Annotated in this window: 27 protein-coding genes; 10 read left to right on the top strand and 17 right to left on the bottom strand. The window is 64.3% G+C overall.

Annotated elements, in window-relative coordinates; translation table 11 throughout:
• Positions 1–44: 44 nt before the first annotated feature.
• The 9 genes from HUX88_RS00870 to HUX88_RS00830 form a co-directional block, all read right to left on the bottom strand.
• Positions 45–1,121 (bottom strand): L-threonylcarbamoyladenylate synthase, encoded by a 1,077-nt coding sequence (locus tag HUX88_RS00870; protein ID WP_176360503.1) that lies wholly within the window; start codon positions 1,119–1,121, stop codon positions 45–47.
• Positions 1,118–2,320 (bottom strand): 5-(carboxyamino)imidazole ribonucleotide synthase, encoded by a 1,203-nt coding sequence (locus HUX88_RS00865; protein ID WP_176360502.1) that lies wholly within the window; start codon positions 2,318–2,320, stop codon positions 1,118–1,120. Before HUX88_RS00865 ends, HUX88_RS00870 begins: the two co-directional genes overlap by 4 nt.
• Positions 2,321–2,821, bottom strand: a complete 501-nt coding sequence (gene purE / locus HUX88_RS00860) for a 5-(carboxyamino)imidazole ribonucleotide mutase (RefSeq protein WP_117013987.1) — start codon at positions 2,819–2,821, stop codon at positions 2,321–2,323. It abuts the gene before it with no gap.
• 1 nt (position 2,822) lies between these two features.
• The gene (locus HUX88_RS00855) at positions 2,823–3,716 is read right to left on the bottom strand and encodes a phosphoribosylaminoimidazolesuccinocarboxamide synthase (protein WP_117013988.1); all 894 of its coding nucleotides are present in this window, start codon (positions 3,714–3,716) and stop codon (positions 2,823–2,825) included.
• 121 nt (positions 3,717–3,837) lie between these two features.
• On the bottom strand, positions 3,838–4,902 hold the full coding sequence (gene fba, locus HUX88_RS00850) for a class II fructose-bisphosphate aldolase (RefSeq protein ID WP_117013989.1): 1,065 nt from the start codon (positions 4,900–4,902) through the stop codon (positions 3,838–3,840).
• Positions 4,903–4,980: 78 nt separating this feature from the next.
• Entirely contained in the window at positions 4,981–6,432 is a 1,452-nt protein-coding gene (gene pyk, locus HUX88_RS00845; RefSeq protein ID WP_117013990.1) for a pyruvate kinase, read from the bottom strand.
• 177 nt (positions 6,433–6,609) lie between these two features.
• Positions 6,610–7,824, bottom strand: a complete 1,215-nt coding sequence (locus tag HUX88_RS00840) for a phosphoglycerate kinase (RefSeq protein WP_301549454.1) — start codon at positions 7,822–7,824, stop codon at positions 6,610–6,612.
• A 68-nt stretch (positions 7,825–7,892) separates the two neighbouring features.
• Positions 7,893–8,222 (bottom strand): AzlD domain-containing protein, encoded by a 330-nt coding sequence (locus tag HUX88_RS00835; protein ID WP_117013992.1) that lies wholly within the window; start codon positions 8,220–8,222, stop codon positions 7,893–7,895.
• Entirely contained in the window at positions 8,215–8,961 is a 747-nt protein-coding gene (locus HUX88_RS00830; protein ID WP_117014228.1) for an AzlC family ABC transporter permease, read from the bottom strand. Before HUX88_RS00830 ends, HUX88_RS00835 begins: the two co-directional genes overlap by 8 nt.
• A 137-nt stretch (positions 8,962–9,098) precedes the next feature.
• Here HUX88_RS00830 and HUX88_RS00825 point away from each other — a divergent pair, with 137 nt between their 5' ends.
• Genes HUX88_RS00825 through HUX88_RS00810 form a run of 4 tightly spaced genes read left to right on the top strand, consistent with a single transcriptional unit; the run spans position 9,099 to position 11,319 of the window.
• Positions 9,099–9,305, top strand: coding sequence for a zinc-finger domain-containing protein (locus HUX88_RS00825; protein WP_117014229.1), 207 nt, complete (start codon positions 9,099–9,101; stop codon positions 9,303–9,305).
• Between the two features lie 31 nt (positions 9,306–9,336).
• Complete coding sequence (locus HUX88_RS00820) at positions 9,337–9,762, top strand: nuclear transport factor 2 family protein (RefSeq protein ID WP_117013993.1); 426 nt, start codon at positions 9,337–9,339, stop codon at positions 9,760–9,762.
• An 8-nt stretch (positions 9,763–9,770) separates the two neighbouring features.
• Positions 9,771–10,739, top strand: a complete 969-nt coding sequence (locus tag HUX88_RS00815; protein ID WP_176360501.1) for an alpha/beta fold hydrolase — start codon at positions 9,771–9,773, stop codon at positions 10,737–10,739.
• Complete coding sequence (locus HUX88_RS00810) at positions 10,732–11,319, top strand: DUF2946 family protein (RefSeq protein WP_176360500.1); 588 nt, start codon at positions 10,732–10,734, stop codon at positions 11,317–11,319. The genes HUX88_RS00815 and HUX88_RS00810 overlap by 8 nt, the downstream gene beginning before the upstream one ends.
• On the opposite strand, the gene HUX88_RS00805 is transcribed toward HUX88_RS00810, so the two are convergent.
• A complete protein-coding gene (locus tag HUX88_RS00805; protein ID WP_373886743.1) occupies positions 11,291–12,919 on the bottom strand; it encodes a M48 family metalloprotease in 1,629 nt (542 codons plus the stop codon). The two genes, HUX88_RS00810 and HUX88_RS00805, sit on opposite strands and share 29 nt — an antisense overlap.
• Positions 12,920–13,074: 155 nt before the next feature.
• On the opposite strand from HUX88_RS00805, the gene moaC reads away from it, so the two are divergent.
• Together moaC and HUX88_RS00795 are read left to right on the top strand one after the other, a co-directional pair.
• Positions 13,075–13,578, top strand: coding sequence for a cyclic pyranopterin monophosphate synthase MoaC (gene moaC, locus HUX88_RS00800; RefSeq protein WP_176360778.1), 504 nt, complete (start codon positions 13,075–13,077; stop codon positions 13,576–13,578).
• A 1,411-nt stretch (positions 13,579–14,989) separates the two neighbouring features.
• Positions 14,990–15,700 carry a flagellar brake protein gene (locus HUX88_RS00795; protein WP_117013997.1) on the top strand — a complete coding sequence of 237 codons (711 nt, stop codon included), beginning with the start codon at positions 14,990–14,992 and terminating at the stop codon, positions 15,698–15,700.
• A gap of 62 nt (positions 15,701–15,762) precedes the next feature.
• Here the strand turns inward: HUX88_RS00795 and HUX88_RS00790 are convergent, their stop codons facing one another.
• The 7 genes from HUX88_RS00790 to recA all read right to left on the bottom strand — a co-directional run bounded on the left by HUX88_RS00790 (position 15,763) and on the right by recA (position 21,692).
• Positions 15,763–16,221, bottom strand: coding sequence for a pilin (locus HUX88_RS00790; protein WP_117013998.1), 459 nt, complete (start codon positions 16,219–16,221; stop codon positions 15,763–15,765).
• Between the two features lie 195 nt (positions 16,222–16,416).
• Positions 16,417–16,992: an FHA domain-containing protein gene (locus tag HUX88_RS00785; protein ID WP_117013999.1), complete on the bottom strand. Its 576-nt coding sequence runs from the start codon at positions 16,990–16,992 to the stop codon at positions 16,417–16,419.
• 71 nt (positions 16,993–17,063) lie between these two features.
• Positions 17,064–17,945 carry a succinate--CoA ligase subunit alpha gene (gene sucD / locus HUX88_RS00780; protein ID WP_008452531.1) on the bottom strand — a complete coding sequence of 294 codons (882 nt, stop codon included), beginning with the start codon at positions 17,943–17,945 and terminating at the stop codon, positions 17,064–17,066.
• Between the two features lie 13 nt (positions 17,946–17,958).
• Complete coding sequence (gene sucC, locus HUX88_RS00775) at positions 17,959–19,128, bottom strand: ADP-forming succinate--CoA ligase subunit beta (protein ID WP_161083978.1); 1,170 nt, start codon at positions 19,126–19,128, stop codon at positions 17,959–17,961.
• 77 nt (positions 19,129–19,205) lie between these two features.
• On the bottom strand, positions 19,206–19,790 hold the full coding sequence (locus HUX88_RS00770) for a DUF2889 domain-containing protein (protein ID WP_117014001.1): 585 nt from the start codon (positions 19,788–19,790) through the stop codon (positions 19,206–19,208).
• A gap of 266 nt (positions 19,791–20,056) precedes the next feature.
• The gene (gene recX, locus HUX88_RS00765) at positions 20,057–20,509 is read right to left on the bottom strand and encodes a recombination regulator RecX (RefSeq protein WP_176360499.1); all 453 of its coding nucleotides are present in this window, start codon (positions 20,507–20,509) and stop codon (positions 20,057–20,059) included.
• A 73-nt stretch (positions 20,510–20,582) separates the two neighbouring features.
• On the bottom strand, positions 20,583–21,692 hold the full coding sequence (gene recA / locus HUX88_RS00760) for a recombinase RecA (protein WP_176360498.1): 1,110 nt from the start codon (positions 21,690–21,692) through the stop codon (positions 20,583–20,585).
• 181 nt (positions 21,693–21,873) lie between these two features.
• Here recA and HUX88_RS00755 point away from each other — a divergent pair, with 181 nt between their 5' ends.
• Genes HUX88_RS00755 through HUX88_RS00740 form a run of 4 tightly spaced genes read left to right on the top strand, consistent with a single transcriptional unit; the run spans position 21,874 to position 26,378 of the window.
• Complete coding sequence (locus HUX88_RS00755; RefSeq protein ID WP_176360497.1) at positions 21,874–22,554, top strand: response regulator transcription factor; 681 nt, start codon at positions 21,874–21,876, stop codon at positions 22,552–22,554.
• A complete protein-coding gene (locus HUX88_RS00750; protein WP_176360496.1) occupies positions 22,551–24,068 on the top strand; it encodes a sensor histidine kinase in 1,518 nt (505 codons plus the stop codon). The genes HUX88_RS00755 and HUX88_RS00750 overlap by 4 nt, the downstream gene beginning before the upstream one ends.
• Positions 24,061–24,327, top strand: coding sequence for a DUF4212 domain-containing protein (locus HUX88_RS00745; protein ID WP_176360495.1), 267 nt, complete (start codon positions 24,061–24,063; stop codon positions 24,325–24,327). The genes HUX88_RS00750 and HUX88_RS00745 overlap by 8 nt, the downstream gene beginning before the upstream one ends.
• Positions 24,324–26,378, top strand: coding sequence for a sodium:solute symporter family protein (locus HUX88_RS00740; RefSeq protein WP_176360494.1), 2,055 nt, complete (start codon positions 24,324–24,326; stop codon positions 26,376–26,378). The genes HUX88_RS00745 and HUX88_RS00740 overlap by 4 nt, the downstream gene beginning before the upstream one ends.
• The last annotated feature ends 53 nt before the right edge of the window (positions 26,379–26,431 follow it).

The following is a 26,431-nucleotide window of genomic DNA, read 5'->3' as shown; positions in this document are numbered from 1 at the left end:
GGGAGCGCCCCTCATCGCATCAGTCTGTTGCGATGCCGCGTCGCCTATTTTTTCAGCAGCGAGGCGATCACGCCGGCCGAGCCGAACACCGAGCGGCGCAGGCGGTCGTTGACGCCGAGCCACTCCGCGCCCTGCGGCGGGGTCTCCACCAGGATCAGGCCGGAGCCGGTCTGGTCCATGTCGCGCAGCGCGGCGTACAGGCCGTAGGCGTAGCCGGCCGGGTCGGCGGGCAGCCTTTGCTGCGGCACCTCGCCCGGCAGCGCCGGCAAGGCGTGGCTGATCACCGCGACCTTGACGCCGCGCGCCCGCAACTGCGCCAGCGCGGCGGCCAGCTCGGCCTGCTCCAGCATGGTGACAGGGGTGCGCGGCGCGTAATGCGACTCCAGCGTGCCGGACGCGCGCGGCGCGGCCTGGTCCGGCGCGGCCGGCATGGCGCCGATCACGTCGGCGATCTGCTGCGCGCTGATGTGGCCGGGACGCAGCAGCACCGGGCCGTGCGTGGCCAGGCGCGACAGGTCGACGATGGTCGATTCGATGCCGACCTGGCTGGCGCCGCCTTCCAACACCGTCGTCAGCAGCGCGCCGCTGCAGGCGTCGCCGTCGGTGGCGCCGTCGTCGTGCTCGTCCAGGCCGAACTCGTCGCGCACGTGCTGCGCGGTGGTCGGACTGACGTTGCCGAACTTGTTGGCGGATGGCGCGGCCACGCCGCCCTTGCCGCCCTTGAAGGCGCTCAGCAAGGCGACCGCGACCGGATGCGACGGGCAGCGGATGCCGACCGTGTCCTGGCCGCCGGAGACGGCGTCGGGAATGTGGCTGGCGCGTTTGAGGATCAGCGTCAGCGGCCCCGGCCAGAAGGCCGCCACCAGCTGGCGCGCCTCCGGCGGGATGTCGGTGACCCAGTAGTCCAAGTCGGCGCCGGGGGCGACGTGCACGATCACCGGATGGTCGTTGGGTCGGCCCTTGGCTTCGTAGATGCGGGCCACGGCCGCCGGGTTCTCGGCGTCCGCGCCCAGGCCGTAGACGGTCTCGGTGGGGAAGGCCACCAGGCCGCCCTCCTCCAGGATCGCCGCCGCCGCCGCGATGGCGGCGTGGTCGGCTACCGTTGCGGGCTGGTGCTTCACGGTGCCGCCTTCTCGATCCCCAGGATCACGCAAGCGGCGTCGAGCTGCTGCTGCGCCTGCGCCAAGGTCGGCGCGATGAAGGTCAAGTGGCCCATCTTGCGGGCGCGGCGCGGATCGTCCTTGCCGTATAGGTGCAGGCAGGCGCCCGGCAGCGCCAGCACCTGGTCCCAGGCCGGTTCGCGCGTGGCATCCGTGTCGTCGGTGAACCAGACATCGCCGAGGATGTTGAGCATGACGGCCGGCGAATGCTGGCGCACGTCGCCCAGCGGCAGGCGCGCCATCGCCCGCACCTGCTGCGCGAACTGACTGGTGACGCAGGCGTCCATCGTGTAGTGGCCGCTGTTGTGCGGACGCGGCGCCATCTCGTTGACCACCAGGCTGCCGTCGGTGAGCACGAAGAATTCGATGCACAGCACGCCGACATAACCCAGCTCGGCAACGATGGCTTGCGCCGCCTGCTGCGCTTTTTTGGCGCTGGCGTCGGACACGTTCGGGCCGGGCACGGTGGTGGTGAACAGGATGCCGTCGCGGTGGACGTTCTCGGCAATCGGATACACCACCGATTCGCCGTCGGCGCCGCGCGCGGTCAGCACCGAGACCTCGTAGGCCAGCGGCAGCATCTTCTCCAGCAGGCAGGTCACGCCGTCCATGCTGTCGAAGGCGGCGCGCACATCCTCGCGGCTGCGCACGCGCACCTGGCCCTTGCCGTCGTAGCCCATGCGAACGGTCTTCAGAATGCCGGGCAGCAGGTCGTCGCCAATGGCGTCGATGTCCGCATGCGAGGCGATCACCTTGTGCGGCGCCGGCATCACGCCGGACTTGGGCGCGCAGTCGACGAAGAAGCGTTTCTCGGCGATGCGGTCCTGCGCCACCGACACGCCATGCGCGTTCGGCGCGACGAACACCCGCTGCGCCAGGCGCGACAGGCTGTCGGCCGGCACGTTCTCGAATTCGGTGGTGACGGCCAGGCATTGCGCGGCCAGCGCGTCGAGGCCGGCGGCATCGCTGTAGCCGGCGTTGACCAGGCGTTGCGCGACCTGGCCGGCCGGACAATCGTCGGCCGGTTCCAGCACGGCCACCTGGTAGCCCATGCTTTGCGCGGCCTGGGCGAACATGCGGCCGAGCTGGCCGCCGCCCATCACGCCCAGCCAGGCTGGCGGATTGGCGGCGGGCAGAAATGGTGAATACTGTTTACTCATTTATTCAAGCGGTAAAGTCATGGCCTTGGCGGCATCGGTTTGCGAGACGCGGAACGCTTCCAGCCGGTCGGCCAGCGCGCCGTCGGTGGCGGCGATCATGGCGACCGCCGTCAGCGCGGCGTTGGCGGCGCCGGCTTCGCCGATGGCGAAGGTCGACACCGGCACGCCCTTGGGCATCTGCACGATGGACAGCAGCGAATCCTCGCCGCGCAAATACTTGGACGGCACGGGCACGCCCAGCACCGGCACGATGGTCATCGCGGCCACCATGCCAGGCAGGTGGGCGGCGCCGCCGGCGCCGGCGATGATGGCGCGCAGGCCGCGCGCGCGGGCGCTCTTGGCGTAGGCGTACATTTCGTCCGGCATGCGGTGCGCGGAAATGACCTGCGCTTCAAACGGCACGCCGAACTGCTTGAGGATGGCGACCGCGTTCTGCATCACGTCCCAGTCCGACGACGAACCCATGATGACGCCGACCAGTGGCTTGTTCTGCTCGCTCATATCAGGCCTTCAGCTTCTGGCCGGTCAGGCGCTCGATGGCTTCGAAATACTTGGCCTGGGTTTTGTCGATCACGTCGGCGGGCAGCGCCGGCGCCGGCGCGGTTTTGCCCCAGGTCAGGGTTTCCAGGTAGTCGCGCACGAACTGCTTGTCGAACGACGGCGGCGACATGCCGGGCTTGTACGAATCGGCAGGCCAGAAGCGCGACGAGTCGGCGGTCAGCACTTCGTCCATCAGGTGCATGACGCCGTTTTCGTCCAGGCCGAATTCGAACTTGGTGTCGGCGATGATGATGCCGCGCGTGGCGGCGTAGTCGGCGGCGGCCTTGTACAGCGCGATGCTGACGTCGCGCATCTTGGCGGCCAGCTCGGCGCCGATGCGCTTTTCCATTTCAGCGAAGCTGATGTTCTCGTCGTGCTCGCCCAGGTCGGCCTTGGCGGCCGGGGTGAACAGCGGCTCGGGCAGCTTCTCGGCCTGTTGCAGGCCGGCTGGCAGCTTGATGCCGCAGATGCTGCCGGTGTCCTGGTAATCCTTCCAGCCCGAACCGATGATGTAGCCGCGCACCACCGCCTCGACCATGATCGGCTTCAGGCGCTTGGCGACCACGGCGCGGCCCTTGACCTGCTCGACTTCGTCGGCGGCCACCACGGATTCCGGCGCCACGCCGGTCAGGTGGTTCGGCACGATGTGGCCGAGCTTCTCGAACCAGAAATCGCTCATCTGGTTCAGGACCATGCCCTTGCCGGGAATCGGCTCGTTCATGACGACGTCGAAGGCCGACAGGCGGTCGGTGGTGACGATCAAAATTTTGTCGTCGCCAACAGCGTAGTTGTCGCGGACTTTGCCGTGGCCGAGGAGTGGCAGGGACTTGATGGAGGTCTGGTAAAGGCTGTTCATAGCGGGAGGTGGATAGACTAGCGGTATAGAAAAGCGAAAACCGGCGCAGGGAAAACCTTGCTAGCCGGTCAAGAGAGATGGACCGGTTCCCGAGAGAACCAGTCCGTTCCAAAACAGAATTTTACTTCACAATCTGGGACAGCTCGCCGGCCTTGTAGCGCTCGGCCATTTTTTCCATCGGGATGACCTTGATCTTCGACGCCTGGCCTTCGCAGCCGAAGGCCTGGAAGCGGGCGCGCACGACCTGCTCGGCGGCGGCGCGGGCCGGCTTGAGGAAGTCGCGTGGATCGAATTTCGATGGGTTCTGGAACATGAACTGACGCACGGCGGCGGTCATGGCCAGGCGGATGTCGGTGTCGATGTTGATCTTGCGCACGCCGTGACGGATGCCTTCCTGGATCTCTTCGACCGGCACGCCGTAGGTTTCCTTCATGTCGCCGCCGAATTCGCGGATGATGGCCAGCAGTTCCTGCGGCACCGACGACGAACCGTGCATCACCAGGTGGGTGTTGGGGATGCGGGCGTGGATTTCCTTGATGCGGTCGATGGCCAGGATGTCGCCGGTCGGCTTGCGGGTGAACTTGTAGGCGCCGTGCGAGGTGCCGATGGCGATGGCCAGCGCGTCGCACTGGGTGCGCTGCACGAAGTCGGCGGCCTGGGCCACGTCGGTCAGCAGCTGTTCGCGGGTCATGGTGCCGTCGGCGCCGTGGCCGTCTTCCTTGTCGCCCTTCATGGTTTCCAGCGAACCGAGCACGCCCAGTTCCGCCTCGACGGTCACGCCGATGGCGTGCGAGAACTTGACCACTTCGCGCGACACTTCGACGTTGTAGTCGTACGAGGCGACCGACTTGCCGTCCGCTTCCAGCGAGCCGTCCATCATCACCGAGGTGAAGCCGGAGCGGATCGCGGCCATGCAGACGGCCGGCGACTGGCCGTGGTCCTGGTGCATGACGACCGGGATGTGCGGGTAGGCTTCGACGGCGGCGTCGATCAGGTGGCGCAGGAAGGCTTCGCCGGCATATTTGCGGGCGCCGGCCGAGGCCTGCATGATGACCGGGGCGTTCAGGGCGTCGGCGGCGGCCATGATGGCCTGCACCTGCTCCAGGTTGTTGACGTTGAACGCAGGGATGCCATAGCCGTTTTCAGCGGCGTGGTCCAGCAGTTGACGCATGGATACGAGGGACATGGTAATACTCCAAACAATAAAAAAACCTGGTTGCCGGAGCAATGCCGTCCTCGTTCCGCGAGGACGGCGCTACCGGACTTACTTGGTAAATTCTCCAACCTTGACGATCTTCAGCGCATTGGTGCCGCCGACCTGGCCCATCGGCTCGCCCCAGGTGACGACGATCATGTCACCCTTCTTCGCGATGCCGTACTCGACCAGCAGATCCTCGGCCTGTTTCAACACTTCCGCGCTGCCGGCCTTCTGCAGCAAATTGTAGGCCTTCACATTGCGATACAGCGCCACCTTGCGCTGGGTCGTCACGCTCGGCGTCAGCGCGAAGATCGGCGTATCGATGTTGTGACGGCTCATCCACAACGCGGTCGAACCGGACTCGGTCAGCGCCACGATGGCCTTCACCGCCAGGTGGTGCGCGGTGAACAGCGCGGCATAGGCGATCGACTGGTCGATCCGGGTGAAGGTCGCGTTGAGGAAGTCGGCGTCGAGCTTGTTGTACTCGGACTGCTCGGCTTCCACGCAAATGGCGGCCATCATTTCCACCGTCTCGATCGGATAGCGGCCCGAGGCCGTTTCCGCCGAGGTCATCACCGCGTCCGTGCCGTCCAGCACCGCGTTGGCCACGTCCGATACTTCGGCGCGGGTCGGCACGGCGTTGAAGATCATCGACTCCATCATCTGGGTCGCGGTGATCGCCAGCTTGTTCGACTCGCGCGCCATCTTGATCATGCGCTTCTGCAGCGCCGGCACCGCCGCGTTGCCCACTTCCACCGCCAGGTCGCCACGCGCGACCATGATGCCGTCCGAGGCGTCAAGGATCTCCTGCAGCACAGGGATCGCTTCGGCGCGCTCGATCTTGGCGATCATCATCGGCTTGTGGCCGAACGGCTCGCCGGCGATATTGGCCAGCTGGCGCGCCATCTCCATGTCGGTCGCGCTTTTCGGGAACGAGATCGCCAGGTAATCGCACTGGAAACTCATTGCCGTCTTGATGTCTTCCATGTCCTTGGCGGTCAGCGCCGGCGCGGTCAGGCCGCCGCCCTGGCGATTGATGCCCTTGTTGTTGGACAGCTCACCGCCGATTTTCACGGTGGTGTAAATCTCATGGCCGACGATCTTGTCGACCACCAGCACGATCAGGCCGTCGTTGAGCAACAGCTTGTCGTCGGCGCGCAAATCCTGCGGCAGCGCCTTGTAATCCAGGCCGACGCGGTCCTGGTTGCCCAGTTCGCCGTTTTCGCCCCATTTCGCGTCCAGGATGAATTTATCGCCGTTCGCGAGGTCAATCTTACCATTTTCAAACTTGCCGACACGGATTTTAGGACCCTGCATGTCCGCCATGATCGCCACTTCGCGGCCGCATTCGGCCGCCGCCTCGCGCACCAGGCGGGCGCGGTCGATGTGATCCTGCGCCTTGCCGTGCGAGAAATTCAAGCGCACGACGTCGACGCCGGCACGTATCATTTTGACCAGGACATTGAAATCAGTGGAGGCTGGGCCGATCGTTGCGACAATTTTAGTACCACGGGACATAGTAATCCTTGAGCGTTTGGGCTAGCGAACAGTCCCCGCCAGGCGGGGACCAGGAAAAGCTGCGCTGTTTGTGTGGCGGCCCGAAAAATGTAGCAAAGCTACAAAAATCGGGCCATTCCCAGGCATTACCTGGATTTTACTGTCAATTTGCTACAACGCACGACCGTGCTTTTTCACTTACTTCGCGGCGCGCTGGGTCAGGATCTCCACGGCCGGCAAGGTTTTACCTTCCAAGAACTCCAGGAAGGCGCCGCCGCCGGTCGAGATATAGCCGATCTGCGCGGTGATGTCGTACTTGGCGATGGCCGCCAGCGTGTCGCCGCCGCCGGCGATCGAGAACGCCTTGGAGTTGGCGATCGCCAGCGCCAGCGTCTTGGTGCCCTCGCCGAACTGGTCGAACTCGAACACGCCGACCGGGCCGTTCCAGACGATGGTGCCAGCCGCGCCGATCTGCGCGGCCAGCGTGGCGGCGGTTTGCGGGCCGATGTCCAGGATCATGTCGTCGTCCGCCACGTCGGCCACGGCCTTGATGGTGGCGGCGGCGGTCGGCGAGAATTCCTTGGCGCACACCACGTCGACCGGAATCGGCACCTGGGCGCCGCGCTTGGCCATGATCTCGATGATGGCCTTGGCTTCATCGACCAGATCGTTTTCCACCAGCGACTTGCCGATGTTCAGGCCGACGGCCTTCATGAAGGTGTTGGCGATGCCGCCGCCGACGATCAGGTTGTCGACCTTGTCGGCCAGCGCCTTGAGGATGGACAGCTTGGACGAGACCTTGGAACCGGCCACGATGGCCAGCAACGGACGGGCCGGGGCGCCCAGCGCCTTGCCCAGCGCGTCGAGCTCGGCGGCCAGCAGCGGGCCGGCGCAGGCGACCGGCGCGAACTTGGCGATACCATGCGTCGAGGCTTCCGCGCGGTGCGCGGTGCCGAAGGCGTCATTGACGTAGATGTCGCACAAAGCGGCCATTTTCTGCGCCAGTTCGTCGCTGTTCTTCTTTTCACCCTTGTTGACGCGGACGTTTTCCAGCAACACCACCTGGCCGGCCTGCAGGCCTTCCAGGCCGGCGCCGTCGACCCAGTTCTGTTTCAGCTCGACCGGCTGGCCCAGCAGCTCGGCCAGGCGCGCGGCGACCGGCGCCAGGCTGTCTTCCGGCTTGAACTCGCCCTCGGTCGGACGGCCCAGGTGGGACGTGACCATGACCTTGGCGCCGGCGGCCGCGGCAGCCTTAATGGCGGGAACGGAGGCGCGGATGCGCGTATCTTCGGTGATATTGCCGGCATCATCCTGCGGCACGTTCAAGTCGGCGCGGATGAAGACGCGCTTGCCTTGCAGCGCGTTCTGGGCGATGAGATCTTGCAGACGGATGAAGTTCAAAACAGCTGACATGGCTACCCAAGGGTCGAGTTGAAGAAAGTGCGCTATTTTACCGCAAGCGCGGCGTGATTCATCTGTTATTAAAATACATGGATCAGCCGCAAAGCCGTGTAAAACGCCATGCCGAACACGATGGTTTGCAACATATTGCGTCGCAGCAAATAAAAGATCGTGGCGACAATTCCGGACACCAGTTTGAGGTTGCTCAGGTCCAGCAGCGCGTGGCCGTCGGCCAGCACCAGGTCGGGCGCGACGATGGCGGCCAGCGCGCAGGCCGGCGCGTAGCGCAGCATTTCCTGCACCCGCTTGGGAATGGTGATGTGCTGGCCGACCAGCCAGAACGAGCTGCGGGTGGCGGCGGTGGCCAGCGCCAGCACGCCGATGATGAGCCAGATTTCCCAGTCAGCCACGGGTTTTCCTCCATTTGTCGATGCCCTCTTCGATCGCCATCGACGTCAGCATGCCGACCAGCACGGCCAGCAGCAGGCCCAGCTTGTATGGCAGCCCGGCCGCCAGCACCGACACCAGGCCGGCCACCAGCACGCCGCACAGCGCCGGCCGGCCCGCCACCAGCGGGATCATCACGCAGATGATGGCCAGCGTGCCGGCGAAGCCCAGCCCCCATTCGGCGGGCACGGTGCTGCCGAGGAAGATGCCGGCGATGGAGCCGACCTGCCAGGCGCCCCAGTTCGGGTACAGCAGACCCTTCAGGTAGGACAGCTTGCCGACCTGCGGCGCCTCGCTGGGGTATTTTTGCAGGAACATGGCGACCGTCATGTCGCCGGCCACGTAGCCGAGCACGAAGCGCTTGCGCCACGGCAGCTGGGCGAAGTGCGGCGCCAGCAGGGCCGAAAAGATCACGAAACGCAGGTTGACCACGACGGCGGTGGCGAAGATGACCCAGATCGGCGAGTGCGAGGCGATCAGCGGCAAGGCCGCCAGCTGGGCCGATCCGGCGAACACCAGCAGGGTCATGCCCAGCGCCTGCGGCACCGTCAGGCCGCTCTTGACCATGGCGATGCCGACCACCAGGCCCCAGGCGCCGATGCCGAACAAGGTGGGGGTGCCGGTCTTGAGGCCTTCGCGCCACGAGGGTTCGTGGTGCTCCGCGACGTACGGTGGAGGGGGTGCGCTGCTCAATTCGGTCATGTGCGTCATCGTGTGGCATTCCTGCCACATAGCAGGCCGCACCGGGGTTGTAGAGGCGCTATTTTACCGATGATTTTTGCTCAATGCGCGAATCCGTTAAAATCGTGGTTTTCCTCAGCCTTCCGGAGCACACGAATATGACCAACGCCCACACGTCCGCCGCCACCAACGCAGTCGAGCTCGAAGGCAAGGACCTGCCGGCCCACTGCCCGAATCCGGCCATGCCGCTGTGGTCGTCCCACCCGCGCGTGTTCCTGGAGTTCAACCACGACGGCATCGCCAAGTGCCCGTACTGCGGCACCGCCTACCGCCTGAAGCCGGGCACCGTCGTCGGCCACCACTAAAACAACCGCCAGCCAGCGCCACGGAGCCAGCATGCCCACCAAGCGAGTCAAGCAGTTGAACGGCAGTGCCGCCGAGACCGAATCGGCCTTTTACGACGCGCTCAACCGCGCCGACCTCGATGCCCTGATGGCCCTGTGGGCCGACGACGACGAGATCGTCTGCGTGCATCCGGGCGGGCCGCGCCTGATCGGGCACGCGGCGATCCGCAGCTCGTGGGCGGCGGTCCTGGAGCACGGCGGCCTGCACATCATGCCGTCGCAGCTGCACGAGACGCACAACCTGATGAGTTCCGTGCACACCGTGGTCGAGGGCACGGCGGCCGGCGGCGAGGCCGCGCACCTGGTCGCCACCAACGTCTATGTCAAGACGCCGCGCGGCTGGCGCATCGTGCTGCACCATGTGTCGGTGGCGCCGGGGCCGGCGCCGTCCGACACGCACAGCCAGATCCTGCATTAAGTTTCGCCGTGAAGTACAGCGCGCCCATCTGGCTGCCCAGCGGCCACCTGCAAACCATCTACCCGGCCACCTGCCTCGCCAAGCAGGCGGTGCCGTTCCGGCGCGAACGCTGGGACACGCCGGATGGCGACTTCATCGATGTCGATTTCGTCGACGGCCAGCCGGGCCAGCCCTTCGTGGTGCTGTTCCACGGCCTGGAGGGTTCGTCGGACAGCCACTACGCGCGGGCGCTGATGGCCGAGCTGGCCGCGCGCGGCTGGTCCGGCGCGGTGCCGCATTTCCGCGGCTGCTCCGGCGAGCCCAACCGCGCGCCGCGCTTCTACCACTCCGGCGACTCCGCCGAGATCGACTGGATCGTGCGCCGCCTGCATGCGCGCAGCAGCGGCAAGTTCTACACCACCGGCGTCTCGCTGGGCGGCAACGCGCTGCTGCGCTGGCTGGGCGAATCGCAGCACCAGGCCGACTTCGTCGACGCCGCCTGCGCGATATCGGCGCCGCTGGACCTGGCGCAGGGCGGCATCTCGCTGTCGAGCGGCCTCAACATGTTTTACACGCGCATGTTCCTGCAAACGCTCAAACCCAAGTGCGAGGCCAAGCTCAAGCAGTTCCCCGGCCTGTATGACCTCGACGCGCTGCGCGCCGTGCGCGACCTGTACGCCTTCGACAACGTGGTGACGGCGCCGCTGCACGGCTACCGCAACACCGACGACTACTGGGACCGCGCCAGCGCCAAGCATGTGTTGAACGACATCACCGTGCCAACGCTGGTGCTCAACGCCCGCAACGATCCCTTCCTGCCCGGCCGCCACCTGCCGCAGCGTGCGGCATCGAACGTGGTATTGGACTATCCTGAGCACGGAGGCCACGCGGGCTTCGTCGCCAACGGCCTGCCGGGCAAGCGTCCCTGGCTGCCGCAACGCCTGATTCACTTCCTGCAAGGCGCCACCCATCACGCATTGGCCGAACAACATGGATGACATCGTCAAGCAAGCGCTGGCCAAGTGGCCCAACGTACCCCACTGCTACGGCTGGCTGGCACTGGACGCGCGCGGCAACTGGCGCATGCGCGACGAGCGCGCCCAGCACCTGAACCTGCCCGGCGACAAACTACACCATGCGGCGCTGGTGGCCTTCATCGTCCGCAACTACGCGGCCGACGAGCGCGGCTGCTGGTATTTCCAGAACGGTCCGCAGCGCGTGTATGTGCGGCTGGAGGCCACGCCCTACATCGTCCGCACCGATCCGACGCAGGGCTGGGTGCTGCACACGGACGCGGCGCTGGGGCCGGTCGAGGAAGCGGTGCTGACGGAGATTGGCGCGCTGGTCCTGCGCAGCGGCGATGTGGTGGCGCAGCTGGACGACCGCGACTTCGCGCACGTGCTGCCGCGGCTGAAAATGAACGGGGAAGCCGTGGCAGACGAAACGCTGCTGGCGTGGATCGAAGGATCGATGTCGGGCGCGCTGACGCTGGACGGCGCGGCCGTGCAGCGCGCGGATGCCGCCGAACTGCCGGCGCGCTTCGGCTACGTCAGCGAACCGTCCGCCCCTGCGCAGTAGGATCGGTATTCTGGCGCAACCGGTCGAAGGGATTGGCCGACGGCGCGCCTTCCGGTCCGCTGCGCATCTCCGCCTTGAACGCCGGGCGCGCTTCCGCCTCGCGTAAATCCTTCTTGCCCTTGTCGCCCATTTCCTCGCGGCGGCGCGCCTGCAACTCGCGCTCGCGCGCGTCGATCACGGCCTGGTCGTAGAAGGAGGCGTCGGGCGCCTTGCGCGCGTAGTTCAGCTGGTCCAGCGCCGACAGCACGCCGCCCTGCAGCACATACGATTCCGCCAGCGCGATATGCTGCAAGGCCAGCTTGCCCTGCTTGGAATACGCTTGCGCCAGCAGGTCGTAGGCATCGGGATCCTCGCGGTACAGCTGCACCTGGTCGCGCAGATAGACGGCCGCCTCCTCCAGCTTGCCCGCCGCGATCAACGCCTCGCCATACTGATGCGCGATGCCGCGCGACAGCGGGAACTGCAGGTGCGCCGCTTCCGCCTCGGCCAATCCCTTGGCGATCATGGCCTTGTTGTCCGGCTGCGCCAGCTTGATTTCTATCGACGTGCTGACGAAGATCGAATCCGGCGCCGGCCGCGCGGCCACGCCGAAGGTGCCTGCGGCAAGCGGCTTGTCGAAGGTCGCGCGCGCCTTGTCGAGCCAGACCTGGGCCTGGACGGTATCGCCTTTTTTCAGCGACAGGAAGGCCATGCCGTACTGGCCTGCCGTGACTTGCTGGCGGTTTTCCTGCTGCATCTGGGTTTCAAAAAAAGTCTTCGCCTCGGCCAGCCCGGACGTGCTCGGGTCTTGCAGCACGCGCGCGCGCGAACGCACCAGGTAGAAGTCCAGGCTGTCCTGGCGCTGCTTGTACGGCTGCTCGCGGATGCGGGCCTGGATGTCGGCGATGCGCTCGGTGGTCAGCGGGTGGCTTTGCAGATAGGCTGGCACCAGGTCGCTGTAGTTGCGCGTGGCCGTCTGCATACGCTGGAAGAAGGCCACCATGCCCGAGGTATCGAACCCGGCCGCGCCCATGATCTGGAAGCCGATGCGGTCGGCCTCGCGTTCGGCGTCGCGGCCAAAATTGAGTTGGCGCTGGATCGCCAGGCCCTGCCCGGCCGAGAACACGCCGATGGCCGCGTCGCCGCCGGCCTTGGAGGCAAGCGCCGCCAGGATCATGGCCGCCAGCGGGATCAACGCGTCCTGTTTCTGCTGGCCGATCGAGCGGGCGATGTGGCGCTGGGCCACGTGGCCGATCTCGTGACCCAGCACCGAGGCCAGCTCGGACTCGGACTGCGCCGCCAGCAGCAGCGCCGAGTGCACGGCGATGAAGCCGCCCGGCAGCGCGAACGCGTTCAGCTGCGGATCGCGCACGGCGAAGAAGTAGTAATCGAAATTGGCCTCGCCGCGTGCGCCGGGGCGGGCCGCCACCAGCGCGTTGCCGAAGCTGTTCAGGTATTCGAGGATGGGGCCGTCGTCGAGGAAATCGTGGTCGCGGCGGATATCGCGCATGATCTCCTCGCCCAGCTTGCGTTCCATCAGCGGCGACAGGTCCTGGCGTTCGGTATCGCCGAGCGCGGGCAGGTTCGGGATCCTGGCGGGCGCCAGCACGTCCTGGGCCATGGCCAGCGGCATGGCGATCAGCAGCGCGGCGGCGACTACGCGCAGGCGCAGGGAGCGGGGGCATCGTTTTGCATTCACGGTGATATGATACCCGCAACTTGGGCGCCGACGCACGGCGCCCGCCAATGAATTATTTTGTTACGTTCGCCCACACCATGACCACCGAAAACACCGCGCCCGCCGACCAACTGACCCACTTCGACGGCTCCGGCCAGGCCCACATGGTCGACGTCGGCGCCAAGACCGAGACACACCGCATCGCCGTGGCCAGCGGCACCATCCGCATGAAGCCGGAGACGTTGGCCATCATCATGGGCGGCACGGCCAAGAAGGGCGACGTGCTGGGCATCGCGCGCATCGCGGCGATCATGGCGTCCAAGCGCACCAGCGACCTGGTGCCGTTGTGCCACCCGCTGGCGCTGACGCGCGTGGCGGTGGATTTCGAGACGGATGAGGCCAATTCCAGCGTGCATTGCAAGGCCCAGGTCGAAACCTACGGCAAGACCGGCGTGGAAATGGAAGCGCTGACCGCCGTGCAAGTCGGCCTGCTGACCGTGTACGACATGTGCAAGGCAGTGGACCGGGGCATGGTGATGACCGATATCCGCGTGATGGAGAAGCATGGCGGCAAGTCGGGGGATTGGAGCGCGGCCTCTTAAGTGGTTGATTTGTTGGTTTCAGCGGCTATTGATTAGCCCCAGAACGTAAATCTTTTAGGGCTGCCAAGGCAGCTCGCCCAATTCGCGCACAGATACGCTGCGCAGAAACGTCATGTGGACAGCTTTTTTTAGAATTCAATATAATTTTTGTCAGGTCCTTGTTAGAAGAAGTAGCGTCGACGTGGTGCAAAGCCCAACGTTGGAATGCTGGGTCCGCCTTCGAAATGGACATAAACACGTGCAGCTGGCTCCATTGGTCCACTAACAACGAGACCACTGCGTCGGAATATCCTTCGCCAATGCCCCCATCGTCGCAAGTTGCATATACATGCCAGTGCTTATAAAGTGAAGTCCAGTCGACACGGGCATCCACAAGGGTACGCTCGGCTTTTGCGCTCGTCTGAGAGCTGCAAGCCGTCCCCGCCCACGCGTAGGAGGCCGGAATTGCAAGACACCCAAGCACAAAAATCGCCGACAAAAACCGCGCATGAAATCTTTCGGCTGGTTTCGAATAGGGCATGATAAATATGTTCTCCGTTCTTATTGACTCGTTCCCTGCTGGGGCGCGTTCGGATCGTTGTTCACGACCGTTATAGACGTGATCGGATCGTTTTGAACAAAATCTCGCAGGTAACTCATGGCTGAATCGGTCGTGCGTACGCAACCCAAAGTCGGGTAATTCTGCGCGCCGCTGTTCGCCCTACCTGAGTGAAGACTCATACCGGGATGCCCTGGAACATTGAAAACAAAATTTCCATGTGATCCGTAGGCTCCGTTGGCGTTACTTTCCGGATGGGCATTTGAGTGCGAATAATTGTATGTACCATTCGGCCAAAGACCACCACTGGTTGTTGTTGTTCGGTTATTTGCTGAGCAGGTCGCAACCGTCTGCCCAAAGCTGCCTTTGACAGTGATTGTATGAGCCTGCCCATCATATGTAACGGAAGAGAGCCCGGTCGCAATGACGGGTGAAGCGCAGTGGCGATTGAGGTTTTCGGGTCTGAGTTTGCATATTCACATTCAATTCATCCACTGAAATCGGAATCACACAAATAATTCCTCACGGAAATTTCAATCGAGTATGGCACATAGCTCCAGCGCAATTCTCTTGAAAACCCACGTGTTACAAAAATCCCGTTTTGACCATTCCATCGCGTCAGGATAGGGAAAATTGACAGCGCGCTTACGGCGTCCGTCGCCAGAGCCAGCAAGCTCACGCGTCCCGTGAACTCCAAAATGCAACGGTTTTCCGCGTTGCGCCGCCGCCATACGGCACGTCTGCCACCGAATAGCAACCCATCGTATTGTCTGATTGTTACCTTTGATTGGCGCGTATATAATCAATGTCGCAGAAGTAATTTTTGACGTAGGCCTCACCGTACCCGCCTCGCGCATACGAGAAAGAATTTGAATGAGCAGCAACCCTCCACCGAGCGAAGCCAAGACTCAGGAATACGAATTCGAGCAGATGAACCTGCAGGTAGGCGGCAGGATTCAGTTCATTACTCACCGTACCATCAAGCCGATCCAGCACTTCTCCACGCTGATCGGTTGGATGAAGGACGAGTATATGATCGTCAAGGTCCCCTTCGAGAACGGCGCGCCGATCGCCCTCAACGATGGCGACAAGCTGACCATCCGCGTGTTTTCCGGCGTGAATGTGTGCTCGTTCTCTTGCGTGGTGCAGCGGGTTTTCCCGCGTCCGTTGTTTTATGTCCACTTGTCTTTCCCGGTGTCCATCCAGGGCACCAGCCTGCGCGCGGCGATGCGGGTCAAGGTCGATATCCCGGCCCAGGTCACCTCGCCCATCGGCACCACCTCGGTGTTCCTGGTGAACCTGAGCGTGTCCGGCGCGCTGATCGAGTCGTCCAAGAAGCTGTCGGACGATGAGACCCAGGTCGGCCTGTCGTTCTACCTGATCGCCCAGCCCGGCAACCGCCAGGTGCGGATCAATCCGAATGCGACCATCCGCAACATCAACGTGGTCAAGCCCGCCGCCGGCGACAAGCCCGAGGTGTTCACCTACGGCGTCCAGTTCATCGACTTGGACCCGGTCCACTACACGATGCTGCAAAACCTGACCTACGAAGCGCTGATCGCCGACCGTCAGAAGATCGTCTGACCCGCGTTTCTGTGGACGAAAAAAAACCCGGCGGCTGCCGGGTTTTCTACGTGATCAACTGATTAGTTGTTCTTTTCGATCGCGGCCTTGGCAGCGGTGTTCGCGGTCGATGCGGTAGCGGTCCAGCGTACATTGGTACCACCGGCAGCAATCACTGGCACAAAGGTGACGGTGGAGCTATCAACGTCCTTGCCCACGCCGGTGGCGAAGGTCATCAGGATAGTGCCGCCGGTGACGGTTGCGGTAGCCACTTCCTTGGTTGCGGTAAAGGTTGGAATGCCTGCTGCGCCATCCGAGCAAGTGGTCAGCGTACCACCGGCTTCTTGAGCGCACAGCGCCACGGCCGTTTTCAGCGAGTCGACAGCGCCCAGGGCGTTGGCGACCTTGGCTTTCACGGTGTAGTCGCTGTACGCAGGAATCGCGACCGCGGCCAGGATGCCGATAATGGCAACCACGATCATCAGTTCGATCAGGGTGAAGCCGGCCTGGGCTTGTTTCTTCAGCATTTTCATGGATTTCATTTTCGACTCCTGGGGTGTGTTGAACGACAAAATTGGGTGGGACACTGAGCTAAGTGCAATTGGTGTGCCACCCCATTTTTGACCCCGAAACCGTCGAAACCTGCCAAAAACTGTCGCTTTGGGCTCTCCGGACTGCCGTTTTTTGTCACTCGCTGCGCCGCAATTTGTCAGCCGGCGAGGTCCTGACAATTATTGTCAGGCGATGCGGAAGGCCATCTGCGTTCCGCCGAGCTCGATCACGTCGCCATGGTTCAGGCGTTGCGCCTGCCTGCCTAGCGCGATGCCGTTGACCAGCGGCGGCTGCGCGCCTTCCTGATGCGTGATGGTGTAGGCATCCGGATGGCGGTGGATCACCACCACCTGCCCACCGGCGCGGCCGAGCGTGGTCTGCGGCTTGGTCAGCGCCATTTGTTTGCCGGCATTGTTGCCATTTAATACTTCGATCTGCGCCAGCAGCGGCGCCGCCGCCATCATCGGCCGCACGCCGTCGGCGATGAATTCGATCTGGAACTTGGCCATTTTGATCACGTCCTGGTGTTGCAGGAAATGCTTGCCGATGCGGTGGCCGTTGACGAAGGTGCCGTTGGTGCTGTGCAGGTCTTCCAGGAAGGAGTCGTCCAGGATGGTGACGATGACCGCATGGTCGCCGCTGACGGCCGGATGCGTCAGCACGATGTCGTTGCGCGGGTGACGGCCGATGGTCATCCGCTCTTTGCTCAGTTGTATTTGCTGTTCGACTTGCCCATCCCGCGAGATGATGATCTTCGCCAATCTGGTCTCCAAAAACAAAAAAGGGGAGCGCTGGGCTCCCCTTCATTATTCCACAATCAAGCCGGCTGTAATTACAGCATGGCTTTCAGCAGACGCGCCATTTCGGACGGGTTCTTGGTGACGGTGATGCCGCAAGCTTCCATGATTTCCAGTTTGGCTTGTGCGGTGTCGGCGCCGCCGGAGATCAGCGCGCCGGCGTGGCCCATGCGCTTGCCCGGAGGAGCGGTCACACCGGCGATGAAGCCGACGACCGGTTTTTTCATGTTGTCTTTGATCCAGTAAGCCGCGTTGGCTTCGTCGGGACCGCCGATTTCGCCGATCATGATGACCGCGTCGGTATCAGGATCGTCGTTGAACATCTTCATGACGTCGATGTGCTTCAGACCGTTGATCGGGTCGCCGCCGATGCCGACTGCCGACGATTGGCCCAGGCCCAGTGCGGTCAGCTGACCGACTGCTTCATAGGTCAGGGTGCCCGAACGCGAGACCACGCCGATACGGCCCTTCTTGTGGATGTGGCCTGGCATGATGCCGATCTTGATTTCGTCAGGGGTGATCAGGCCTGGGCAGTTAGGGCCCAGCAGCAGGGTCTTGGAACCTGCTTTGGCCATGCGGTCCTTCAGGGCCATCATGTCGCGGACAGGGATGCCTTCGGTGATGCAGATGGCCAGATCCATTTCGGCTTCGACAGCTTCCCAGATCGCGGCGGCCGCGCCTGCTGGCGGGACGTAGATCACGGACACGTTGGCGCCGGTTTCTTTTTTCGCTTCGGTGACGTTAGCGAAAATAGGGATGCCTTCGAAATCTTCGCCGGCTTTCTTCGGGTTCACGCCTGCGACGAAGGCAGCTTTGCCGTTCGCGTAGTCGCGGCAACCGCGGGTGTGGAATTGACCGGTCTTGCCGGTAATACCTTGGGTAACGACTTTGGTATCTTTATTGATCAGAATGGACATGTTGATTCCTTAATTAAGCTTGACCGGCAGCGGCGGCGACTACGCTCTTCGCTGCATCTTCCATGGTGTCGGCTGCGATGATAGGCAGACCGGAATCGGCCAGCATCTTCTTGCCCAGGTCTTCGTTGGTGCCCTTCATGCGGACCACCAGCGGCACGTTCAGCGACACGGCCTTGACCGCGGTGATCACGCCTTCGGCGATCACGTCGCAGCGCATGATGCCGCCGAAGATGTTGACCAGGATGGCTTTCAGGCCTGGGTTTTTCAGCATGATCTTGAAGGCTTCGGTTACTTTCTCAGCCGTGGCGCCGCCGCCGACGTCCAGGAAGTTGGCTGGCTCGCCGCCGAACAGCTTGATGGTGTCCATGGTGGCCATGGCCAGGCCGGCGCCGTTCACCAGGCAGCCGATGTTGCCGTCCAGGGAGATGTAGGCCAGGTCGAATTTCGATGCTTCGACTTCGGCTGGATCTTCTTCGTCCAGGTCGCGGTAGGCGACGATTTCCGGTTGACGGAACAGCGAGTTGGCGTCGAAGTTGAACTTGGCGTCCAGAGCGATGACCTTGCCCGAACCGGTCAGGATCAGCGGGTTGATTTCGGCCAGCGACGAGTCGGTTTCCCAGTAGGCTTTGTACAGGCCCTTCAGGTTGGCGACGGCGTCGGCGATCGAAGCTTCCGGCACGCCGATCTTGGCGGCGATGCCGGCCGCTTCAGCGTCGGTCAGGCCGACCGATGGGTCGATGGCGATCGAGTGGATCAGCTCTGGGTGCTTTTCAGCGACTTCTTCGATGTCCATGCCGCCTTCGGAGGAAGCCATCAGCACGACGCGCTGCGATACGCGGTCGGTAACCATCGACACGTACAGTTCTTTCTTGATGTCCGCGCCTTCTTCGATCAGCAGGCGGCGTACTTTCTGGCCTTCAGGGCCGGTCTGGTGCGTGACCAGCTGCATGCCCATGATTTGCTCGGCGTATTCCTTGACTTGTTCCAGCGACTTGGCGACTTTCACGCCGCCGCCTTTACCACGGCCACCGGCGTGGATCTGTGCTTTCACAACCCAGACCGGGCCGCCCAAGGTTTCAGCAGCTTTGACTGCTTCTTCAACGGACATGCACGGAATACCGCGCGGAACCGTCACTCCGTATTTTCGGAGGATTTCTTTGCCTTGATACTCATGGATTTTCATGCTGGCTTCCCTTCTGATGCTGATGTGTAAAAATCGGTTGATACTGCGAAATGTGTGAAACTGGTAAGCAGGGATTGCTACGCGCCACCTGGTGCTGCTTTGGCCACCCAGCGCGGGTAAAACTGCGCCACTGCCCCACCGTCGGTGCGCAGGGCATGGCATTTGTCGAGTTGAAACGGCTTGTGGCGCGGCACGCCTTGGTCTTCGGTGGCCGCGTCGTTGGTCGACCAGACATCGTTGGCGAACGCCTGCACCGCGGCCGTGGGCAGGATCTGCGCCAGTTCGGTCAGGTGGGTGCAGCCGGCGGTGCCGGCCAGGCGTTGCTTGAGCTCGTGGCGGAAACCCTTCATCAGGTTCAGGCCGACGAGCTGTTTCTTGTAATCGGGGGCGATGGTGTCGCAGTAACCGGGATACGGCACGGCATCGGATGCGGCTTCGGCATCGACGATGGTCAGTTGCAGATCGACGGTCAAACGCAGGTGCAGGTCGTGCAGGGGCGTGCCGGCAGCGCGCGGGCCGGAGGCCAGCATGGTGTCGATGACTTTGATGTCGGTGATATGGGCGTCAAGATCCCACAGGCCGTCATCGCGCGCGTACGCTTGGACGGCAATTGCACGCGTGTGCCGCAGCGCACGTCGGGTAACTGGGGTTGACAGGGACATAAGACCGATGCCGCTCTCGCGACAGAAATTTAGTAAGCAGCCATGTGCTGAATCGCACGTGTCCGCAGCTTCTACGGACAACTACCGCACCTGCGGCGCTGCAAAAACCCCAAAAGTGTAGCACATCAAGACCGCCAGTTGCGTCAGAACATAGCTTTTGGACGGAAATATGGATGTTTTGAGGATTTTATTACAAGAAATTCATAGGTCTTATTTCAGTCATGGAAACATTACATGGTGCGGCGCGGCAGCGGCCGGGTCGGCCGCTAATCGTCTTCCGGCGCACCCTTGAGCGCGGTCTGCACGGCGCGCTGGGAAAAGCCCCGCTGCAGCAGGAAGCGCATCTGCTTGTTGCGTTCCTGCGGATCGGCGGCCACGGCGCCGAACTTGCGGTTCCACACTTCCACGCAGCGTTCGGTCTCGCCCTCGGCCAGGCCGGCCTTGAGTTCCTGCAGCTCCTCGCCCTTGATGCCGTGGCTTTGCAGCTCGGCGACGATGCGGCTGTTGCCGAAGCGGGCCGAGCGGCGGTGGATCAGCGCCTCCGAGAAGCGCTCCTGCGACAGCCAGTTGTTCTTTTCCAGCAGGTCGAGCAGGGCTTCGACGTCGTCGCCCTCCTCCGCGTAGCGCGCCAGCTTGCGGCCCAGCTCCATGCGGCTGTGCTCGCGCATCGACAGGAAGCGTAGGGCGCGTGCCTTCAGGCTCAGTTGCGGTGCTGCCATAAAACCCTCTGCGCAATGAGAAAACCACCGGCTGAACTAACAGCGCGGTGGTTCGGGATGAAGCGGCCGCCGCTTACGCCGCGTCGGCCTTGTCGCCCTTGTCCGCCTTGTCGACGGATTTCAGCTTGACGACGGTGTCGCCCTTGTCGGTGTTGAGCGGCGGCAGCGGGCGCACGCCCAGCGATTCGCGCACCTTGTTTTCGATTTCCCACGCCAGCTCCGGACGCTCCTGCAGGAAGATGCGGGCGTTGTCCTTGCCCTGGCCGACGCGCTCGCCGTTGTAGCTGTACCACGAGCCGGACTTCTCGACGATCTTCGCTTCCACGCCCAGATCAAGAATCTCGCCCTCGCGCGAGGTGCCCGCGCCGTACAGGATGTCGAAGTGCGCTTCCTTGAACGGCGGCGCGATCTTGTTCTTGACGACCTTGACCTTGGTTTCGTTGCCGATCACCTCGTCGCCCGATTTGATCGAGCCGGTGCGGCGGATGTCCAGGCGCACGGAGGCGTAGAACTTCAGCGCGTTGCCGCCGGTGGTGGTCTCCGGGCTGCCGAACATGACGCCGATCTTCATGCGGATCTGGTTGATGAAGATGACCAGGGTGTTGGTGCGGTTGATCGAACCGGTCAGCTTGCGCAGCGCCTGGGACATCAAACGGGCTTGCAGGCCCGGCAGCGAATCGCCCATGTCGCCCTCGATCTCGGCGCGCGGCGTCAGCGCCGCGACGGAGTCGACCACGACCATGTCCACCGAGCCGGAGCGCACCAGCGCGTCGCAGATTTCCAACGCCTGTTCGCCGGTGTCCGGCTGCGAGATCAGCAGCTCGTGCAGGTTGACGCCCAGCTTCTGCGCGTAGCCCACGTCCAGCGCGTGCTCGGCGTCGATGAAGGCGCAGGTGCCGCCCAGTTTTTGCATTTCCGCGATGGTTTGCAGCGTCAGCGTGGTTTTACCGGACGATTCAGGACCGTAGATCTCCACCACGCGGCCGCGCGGCAGGCCGCCGACGCCCAGGGCAATGTCCAGGCCCAGCGAGCCGGTCGACACCACCTGCACGTCCTCGATCGGCGCGTTGGCGTCCATGCGCATTACGGAGCCTTTGCCGAATTGCTTTTCAATCTGGGCCAGCGCGGCAGCGAGCGCCTTAGCCTTTTCAGATGCAGGTACAACAGCTTTTTTATCGTCCATAATGTTCTTTCAACCAGTGAGTGGGTGCAAATTCGCTGAATTCGTCGGTACAGGCAGCACTGTATAAAAAAACAGTGCTTAATGCAAGCACGATTTTTAAACAATTTTGAGATAGCACAAAAACTCGCCACCCTGCGCGAAATGCAACACAATACAAGCTTCTGCAGCCGGAGTGCTTCACATGCGTATTTTACTTGCCGAGGATGACAGCGTACTGGCCGACGGCCTGACCCGCTCGCTACGCCAGTCCGGCTACGCCATCGATTGCGTCGGCAACGGCCAGGAGGCCGACACCGCCCTGTCGACCCAGGAATTCGACCTGCTGATCCTCGACCTGGGCCTGCCCAAGCTGTCCGGGCTGGAGGTGCTGCGCCGCCTGCGCGCGCGCGCCTCGCTGCTGCCGGTGCTGATCCTGACGGCGGCCGATTCGATCGAGCAGCGCGTCAACGGCCTCGACCTGGGCGCCGACGACTACATGGCCAAGCCCTTCGCGCTGTCCGAGCTGGAGGCGCGGGTGCGCGCGCTGACCCGGCGCGGCGCCGGCGGCGGCGCCACCGTGGTCAGGCACGGGCCGCTGAGCTACGACCAGGTCGGCCGCAGCGCCTACATCAACGACCAGATGCTGGACCTGTCGGCGCGTGAGCTGGGCCTGCTGGAAATCCTGCTGGCGCGCAGCGGCCGCCTGGTGTCCAAGGAACAGCTGGTCGACCACCTGTGCGAATGGGGCGAGGAGGTCAGCAACAACGCCATCGAGGTCTATGTGCACCGGCTGCGCAAGAAGATCGAGGTGGGCGGCATCCGCATCGCCACCGTGCGCGGACTGGGCTACTGCCTGGAGAAATTCTCGGACGCCGCCAAGTGACGCCGCCGGCCTCGCCACCGCAGCAGGATCTGGAGTACCAGCCGCCGGCGGCCGAGACGGACGACATCCAGCACTCGCTGTTCGGCGAGATCCTGGACTGGATGCTGGCGCCGCTGCTGTTGCTGTGGCCGATGAGCATCGCGATCACCTACCTGGTGGCCAAGTCCATCGCCAACCAGCCGTTCGACCACGCGCTGGAGGACAGCGTGACCGTGCTGGCGCAGCAGGTGCGCGCGGTGGACGGCAAGGTCATCAAGGGCCTGTCCGGCCCGGCGCGCGACATCCTGCGCGCCGACGACGTCGACAGCGTCTACTTCCAGATCCAGGGCCCGCACGGCGAACACGTGGACGGCGACCGCGACCTGCCGCCGCCGGTCATCGACGAGGACGACAAGCCGCGCAGCAGCGTGCGCTTCCGCAACGACACCATGCACGGCACGCCGGTGCGCGTGGCCTACGCCTACGTGCGGCTCGAGCGCGACGCCGTCGACGACCCGCAGCTGGCGCTGGTGCAGGTGGCCGAGACGCTGGAGAAGCGCGGCCAGCTGGCCAACGCCATCATCAAGGGCGTGATCCTGCCGCAGTTCATCATCCTGCCCATCGTGCTGGCCCTGGTGTGGTTCGCGCTGGCGCGCGGGCTGTCGCCGCTGGCACAGCTGCAGGAGCGCATCCGCGCGCGCAGCTCGGATGACCTCAGCCCCATCGCCTCCAACCAGGTGCCGGAGGAGATCTCGCCGCTGGTCAATTCGCTCAACGACATGCTGGCGCGGCTGTCGCTGTCAATCGAGATGCAGAAGCGCTTCATCGCCGACGCCGCGCACCAGATGCGCACGCCGCTGGCGGGCATGCGCATGCAGTCCGAGCTGGCGCTGCGCCAGACCGACAGCGGCGAGATCCACCGCTCGCTGGAGCAGCTGGCCAAGAGCTCGGAGGCCGCCACCCGCCTGGTCAACCAGCTGCTGGCCCTGGCCCGCGCCGAGAACCAGCCGCAGGCCGGTACCGCCATGCTGCCGCTGGAATTGTCCGAGCTGGCGCGCAGCGCGGTGCAGGACTGGGTGCCGGCCTCGTTCGCGCAGCGCATCGACCTGGGCTACGAGGCGCCGGCCGAGCCGGTGCACATCGTCGGCAACCCGACCATGCTGCGCGAGCTGCTGTCCAACCTGATCGACAACGCGCTGCGCTACACGCCGGCCGGCGGCAGCGTCACCGTGCGCGTGCGCGGCGACACCGAGCACGGCTTCCTGGAGGTCGAAGACACCGGCCCCGGCATCGCCCAGGCCGAGCGCGGGCGGGTGTTCGAACGCTTCTACCGCATCCTCGGCAACAAGGCCGAGGGCAGCGGCCTGGGCCTGGCCATCGTGCGCGAGATCGCCCAGCAGCACGGCGCCGAGGTCGACATCTACAACAACCCGCGCGCGCAGCAATCGAAGCTGCCGGGCGCCCTGTTCCGGCTGACCTTCCCGTTGCCGCCGCGTCCGCAGGAACCGGAAAGCGAGCCGCCGTACTATGGATAAGACCCAGATCCGCGCCCGGCACTGGGAGCGCACGCGCCGCCTGACCGCGATCCTGCTGCTGGCCTGGCTGGCGACCGGCTTCTGCGCCGCCTTCTTCGCCCGCGAGCTGGCCGGGCTGAGCGTGTTCGGCTGGCCGCTGTCGTTCTACCTGGCGGCGCAGGGCGCGTCGCTGGTCTACCTGACCATCCTGGCCGTGTACGCCTGGCGCATGCGCAAGCTGGACCGCGCGGCGGCGGCCGCAACGGAGCCGCGCGCGTGAAAAGCTCCCGCACCTTCTTCCAGCGCCTGCGCAGCTACTACCTGCTGTTCACCGGCGGCTTCGCCTGCTTCCTGGTGGCGCTGTCGGTGCTGGAGCAGGAGGGCATGTCGCGCACCTGGATCGGCTACCTGTTCATGTTCGCCACCATCGTGCTGTACGCGTCGATCGGCGTGCTCAGCCGCACCTCCAACGTGCTCGAATACTACGTCGCCGGACGCCGCGTGCCGGCCATGTTCAACGGCATGGCCACCGCCGCCGACTGGATCTCCGCCGCCAGCTTCATCAGCCTGGCCGGCGGCCTGTACCTGCACGGCTTCGACGGCCTGGCCTACATCATGGGCTGGACCGGCGGCTACTGCCTGGTGGCGCTGCTGATCGCGCCCTACCTGCGCAAGTTCAGCCAGTACACCATCCCCGACTTCCTGGCCGCGCGCTACGGCGGCGGCGACGGCGACGGCCGCGGCGGGCGCGCGGTGCGCCTGCTGGCGGTGGCGGCCACCATCATCGTCTCCTTCACCTACGTGGTGGCGCAGATCTACGCGGTCGGGCTGATCGCCTCGCGCTTCACCGGCGTCGATTTCTCGGTCGGCATCTTCCTCGGCCTGGCCAGCATCCTGGTGTGCTCCTTCCTCGGCGGCATGCGCGCCATCACCTGGACCCAGGTGGCGCAGTACATCATCATCCTGGTGGCCTTCCTGATGCCGGCGGTCTGGCTGTCCGGCAAGCACACCGACAACCCCATCCCGCAACTGGCCTACGGCAAGCTGCTGCCCAAGCTGAGCGCGCGCGAGTACGTGCTGCAGAACGATCCGAAGGAGGCCGAGGTGCGCGCCATCTTCCGCCAGCGCGCAGGCGAGCTCGACGCCCGCCTGCGCCCGCTGCCGGCCTCGTGGGAGGCGGGCCGCATCGAGCTGCAGCGCAAGCTCGACCGCGTCAAGCTGCGCAACGCCTCGCTGCTGGAGATCCGCAACGCCGAGCGGGCGCTGATCGCCTATCCGAAAAACGCCGACGAGGCCGCGCGCAGCTGGAGCGAGGCGCGCGACCAGAACCTGGCGCGCGCCGAGCCGATCACGCCGCACGCCACGCCCTACCCCGGCGACGCCGAGACCTCGGACATCAAGCGCAACAACTTCCTGGCGCTGGTGTTCTGCCTGATGCTGGGCACGGCCGCGCTGCCGCACATCCTGATGCGCGCCTACACCACGCCGTCGGTGCACGAGACGCGCGTGTCGGTGTTCTGGACGCTGTTCTTCATCCTGCTGATCTACCTGACCATCCCGGCGCTGGCGGTGCTGGTCAAGTACGACATCTACAGCGCGCTGGTCGGCAGCGACTACGCGCACCTGCCCAACTGGGTGTCGTACTGGGCCAACGTGGACAAGGCCAATCCGCTGTTCAGCATCAGCGACATCAACCACGACGGCGTGGTGCAGCTGGCCGAGATCACCATCGACGCCGACGTGCTGGTGCTGGCCACGCCGGAGATCGCCGGCCTGCCCTACGTGGTGTCCGGCCTGGTGGCGGCGGGCGGCCTGGCCGCCGCGCTGTCGACCGCCGACGGTTTGCTGCTGGCCATCTCCAACGCGCTGTCGCACGACGTCTACTACAAGATCGTCGACCGCGGCGCCTCGACCCAGAAGCGGGTGACCATCTCCAAGCTGCTGCTGCTGGGCGTGGCCTTCATCGCCGCCTACGCCGCCTCGCAGAAGCCGGGCGACATCCTGTCGCTGGTGGGCGCGGCGTTCTCGCTGGCGGCGTCGGCGCTGTTCCCGGCGCTGGTGCTGGCCGTGTTCTGGAAGCGCGCCAACTACCAGGGCGCGCTGGCCGGCATGACGACCGGCTTCGCGGTCTGCCTGTACTACATGTTGCACGCCAATCCGACGCTGGGCGGCAGCGTGGCCGGGCAATGGTTCCACATCGCGCCGATCTCGGCCGGCATCTTCGGCGTGCCGGCCGGCCTGCTGACGATGGTCGCGGTCAGCCTGCTGACGCCGCCGCCGGCGCCCCAGACCGGCGCGCTGGTCGACTACATCCGGGCGCCGGAACTGTAAAATACACGGCCGCTGTGGCGGATTTGATAACTTGGTGCTATTGTGCCGGCACC

It is taken from the genome of Duganella sp. BJB1802 (assembly GCF_013369445.1).
In the GTDB taxonomy this organism is placed as follows: domain Bacteria; phylum Pseudomonadota; class Gammaproteobacteria; order Burkholderiales; family Burkholderiaceae_D; genus Rugamonas; species Rugamonas vulcania_A.
This window is presented reverse-complemented; position numbering and strand designations above follow the sequence as displayed.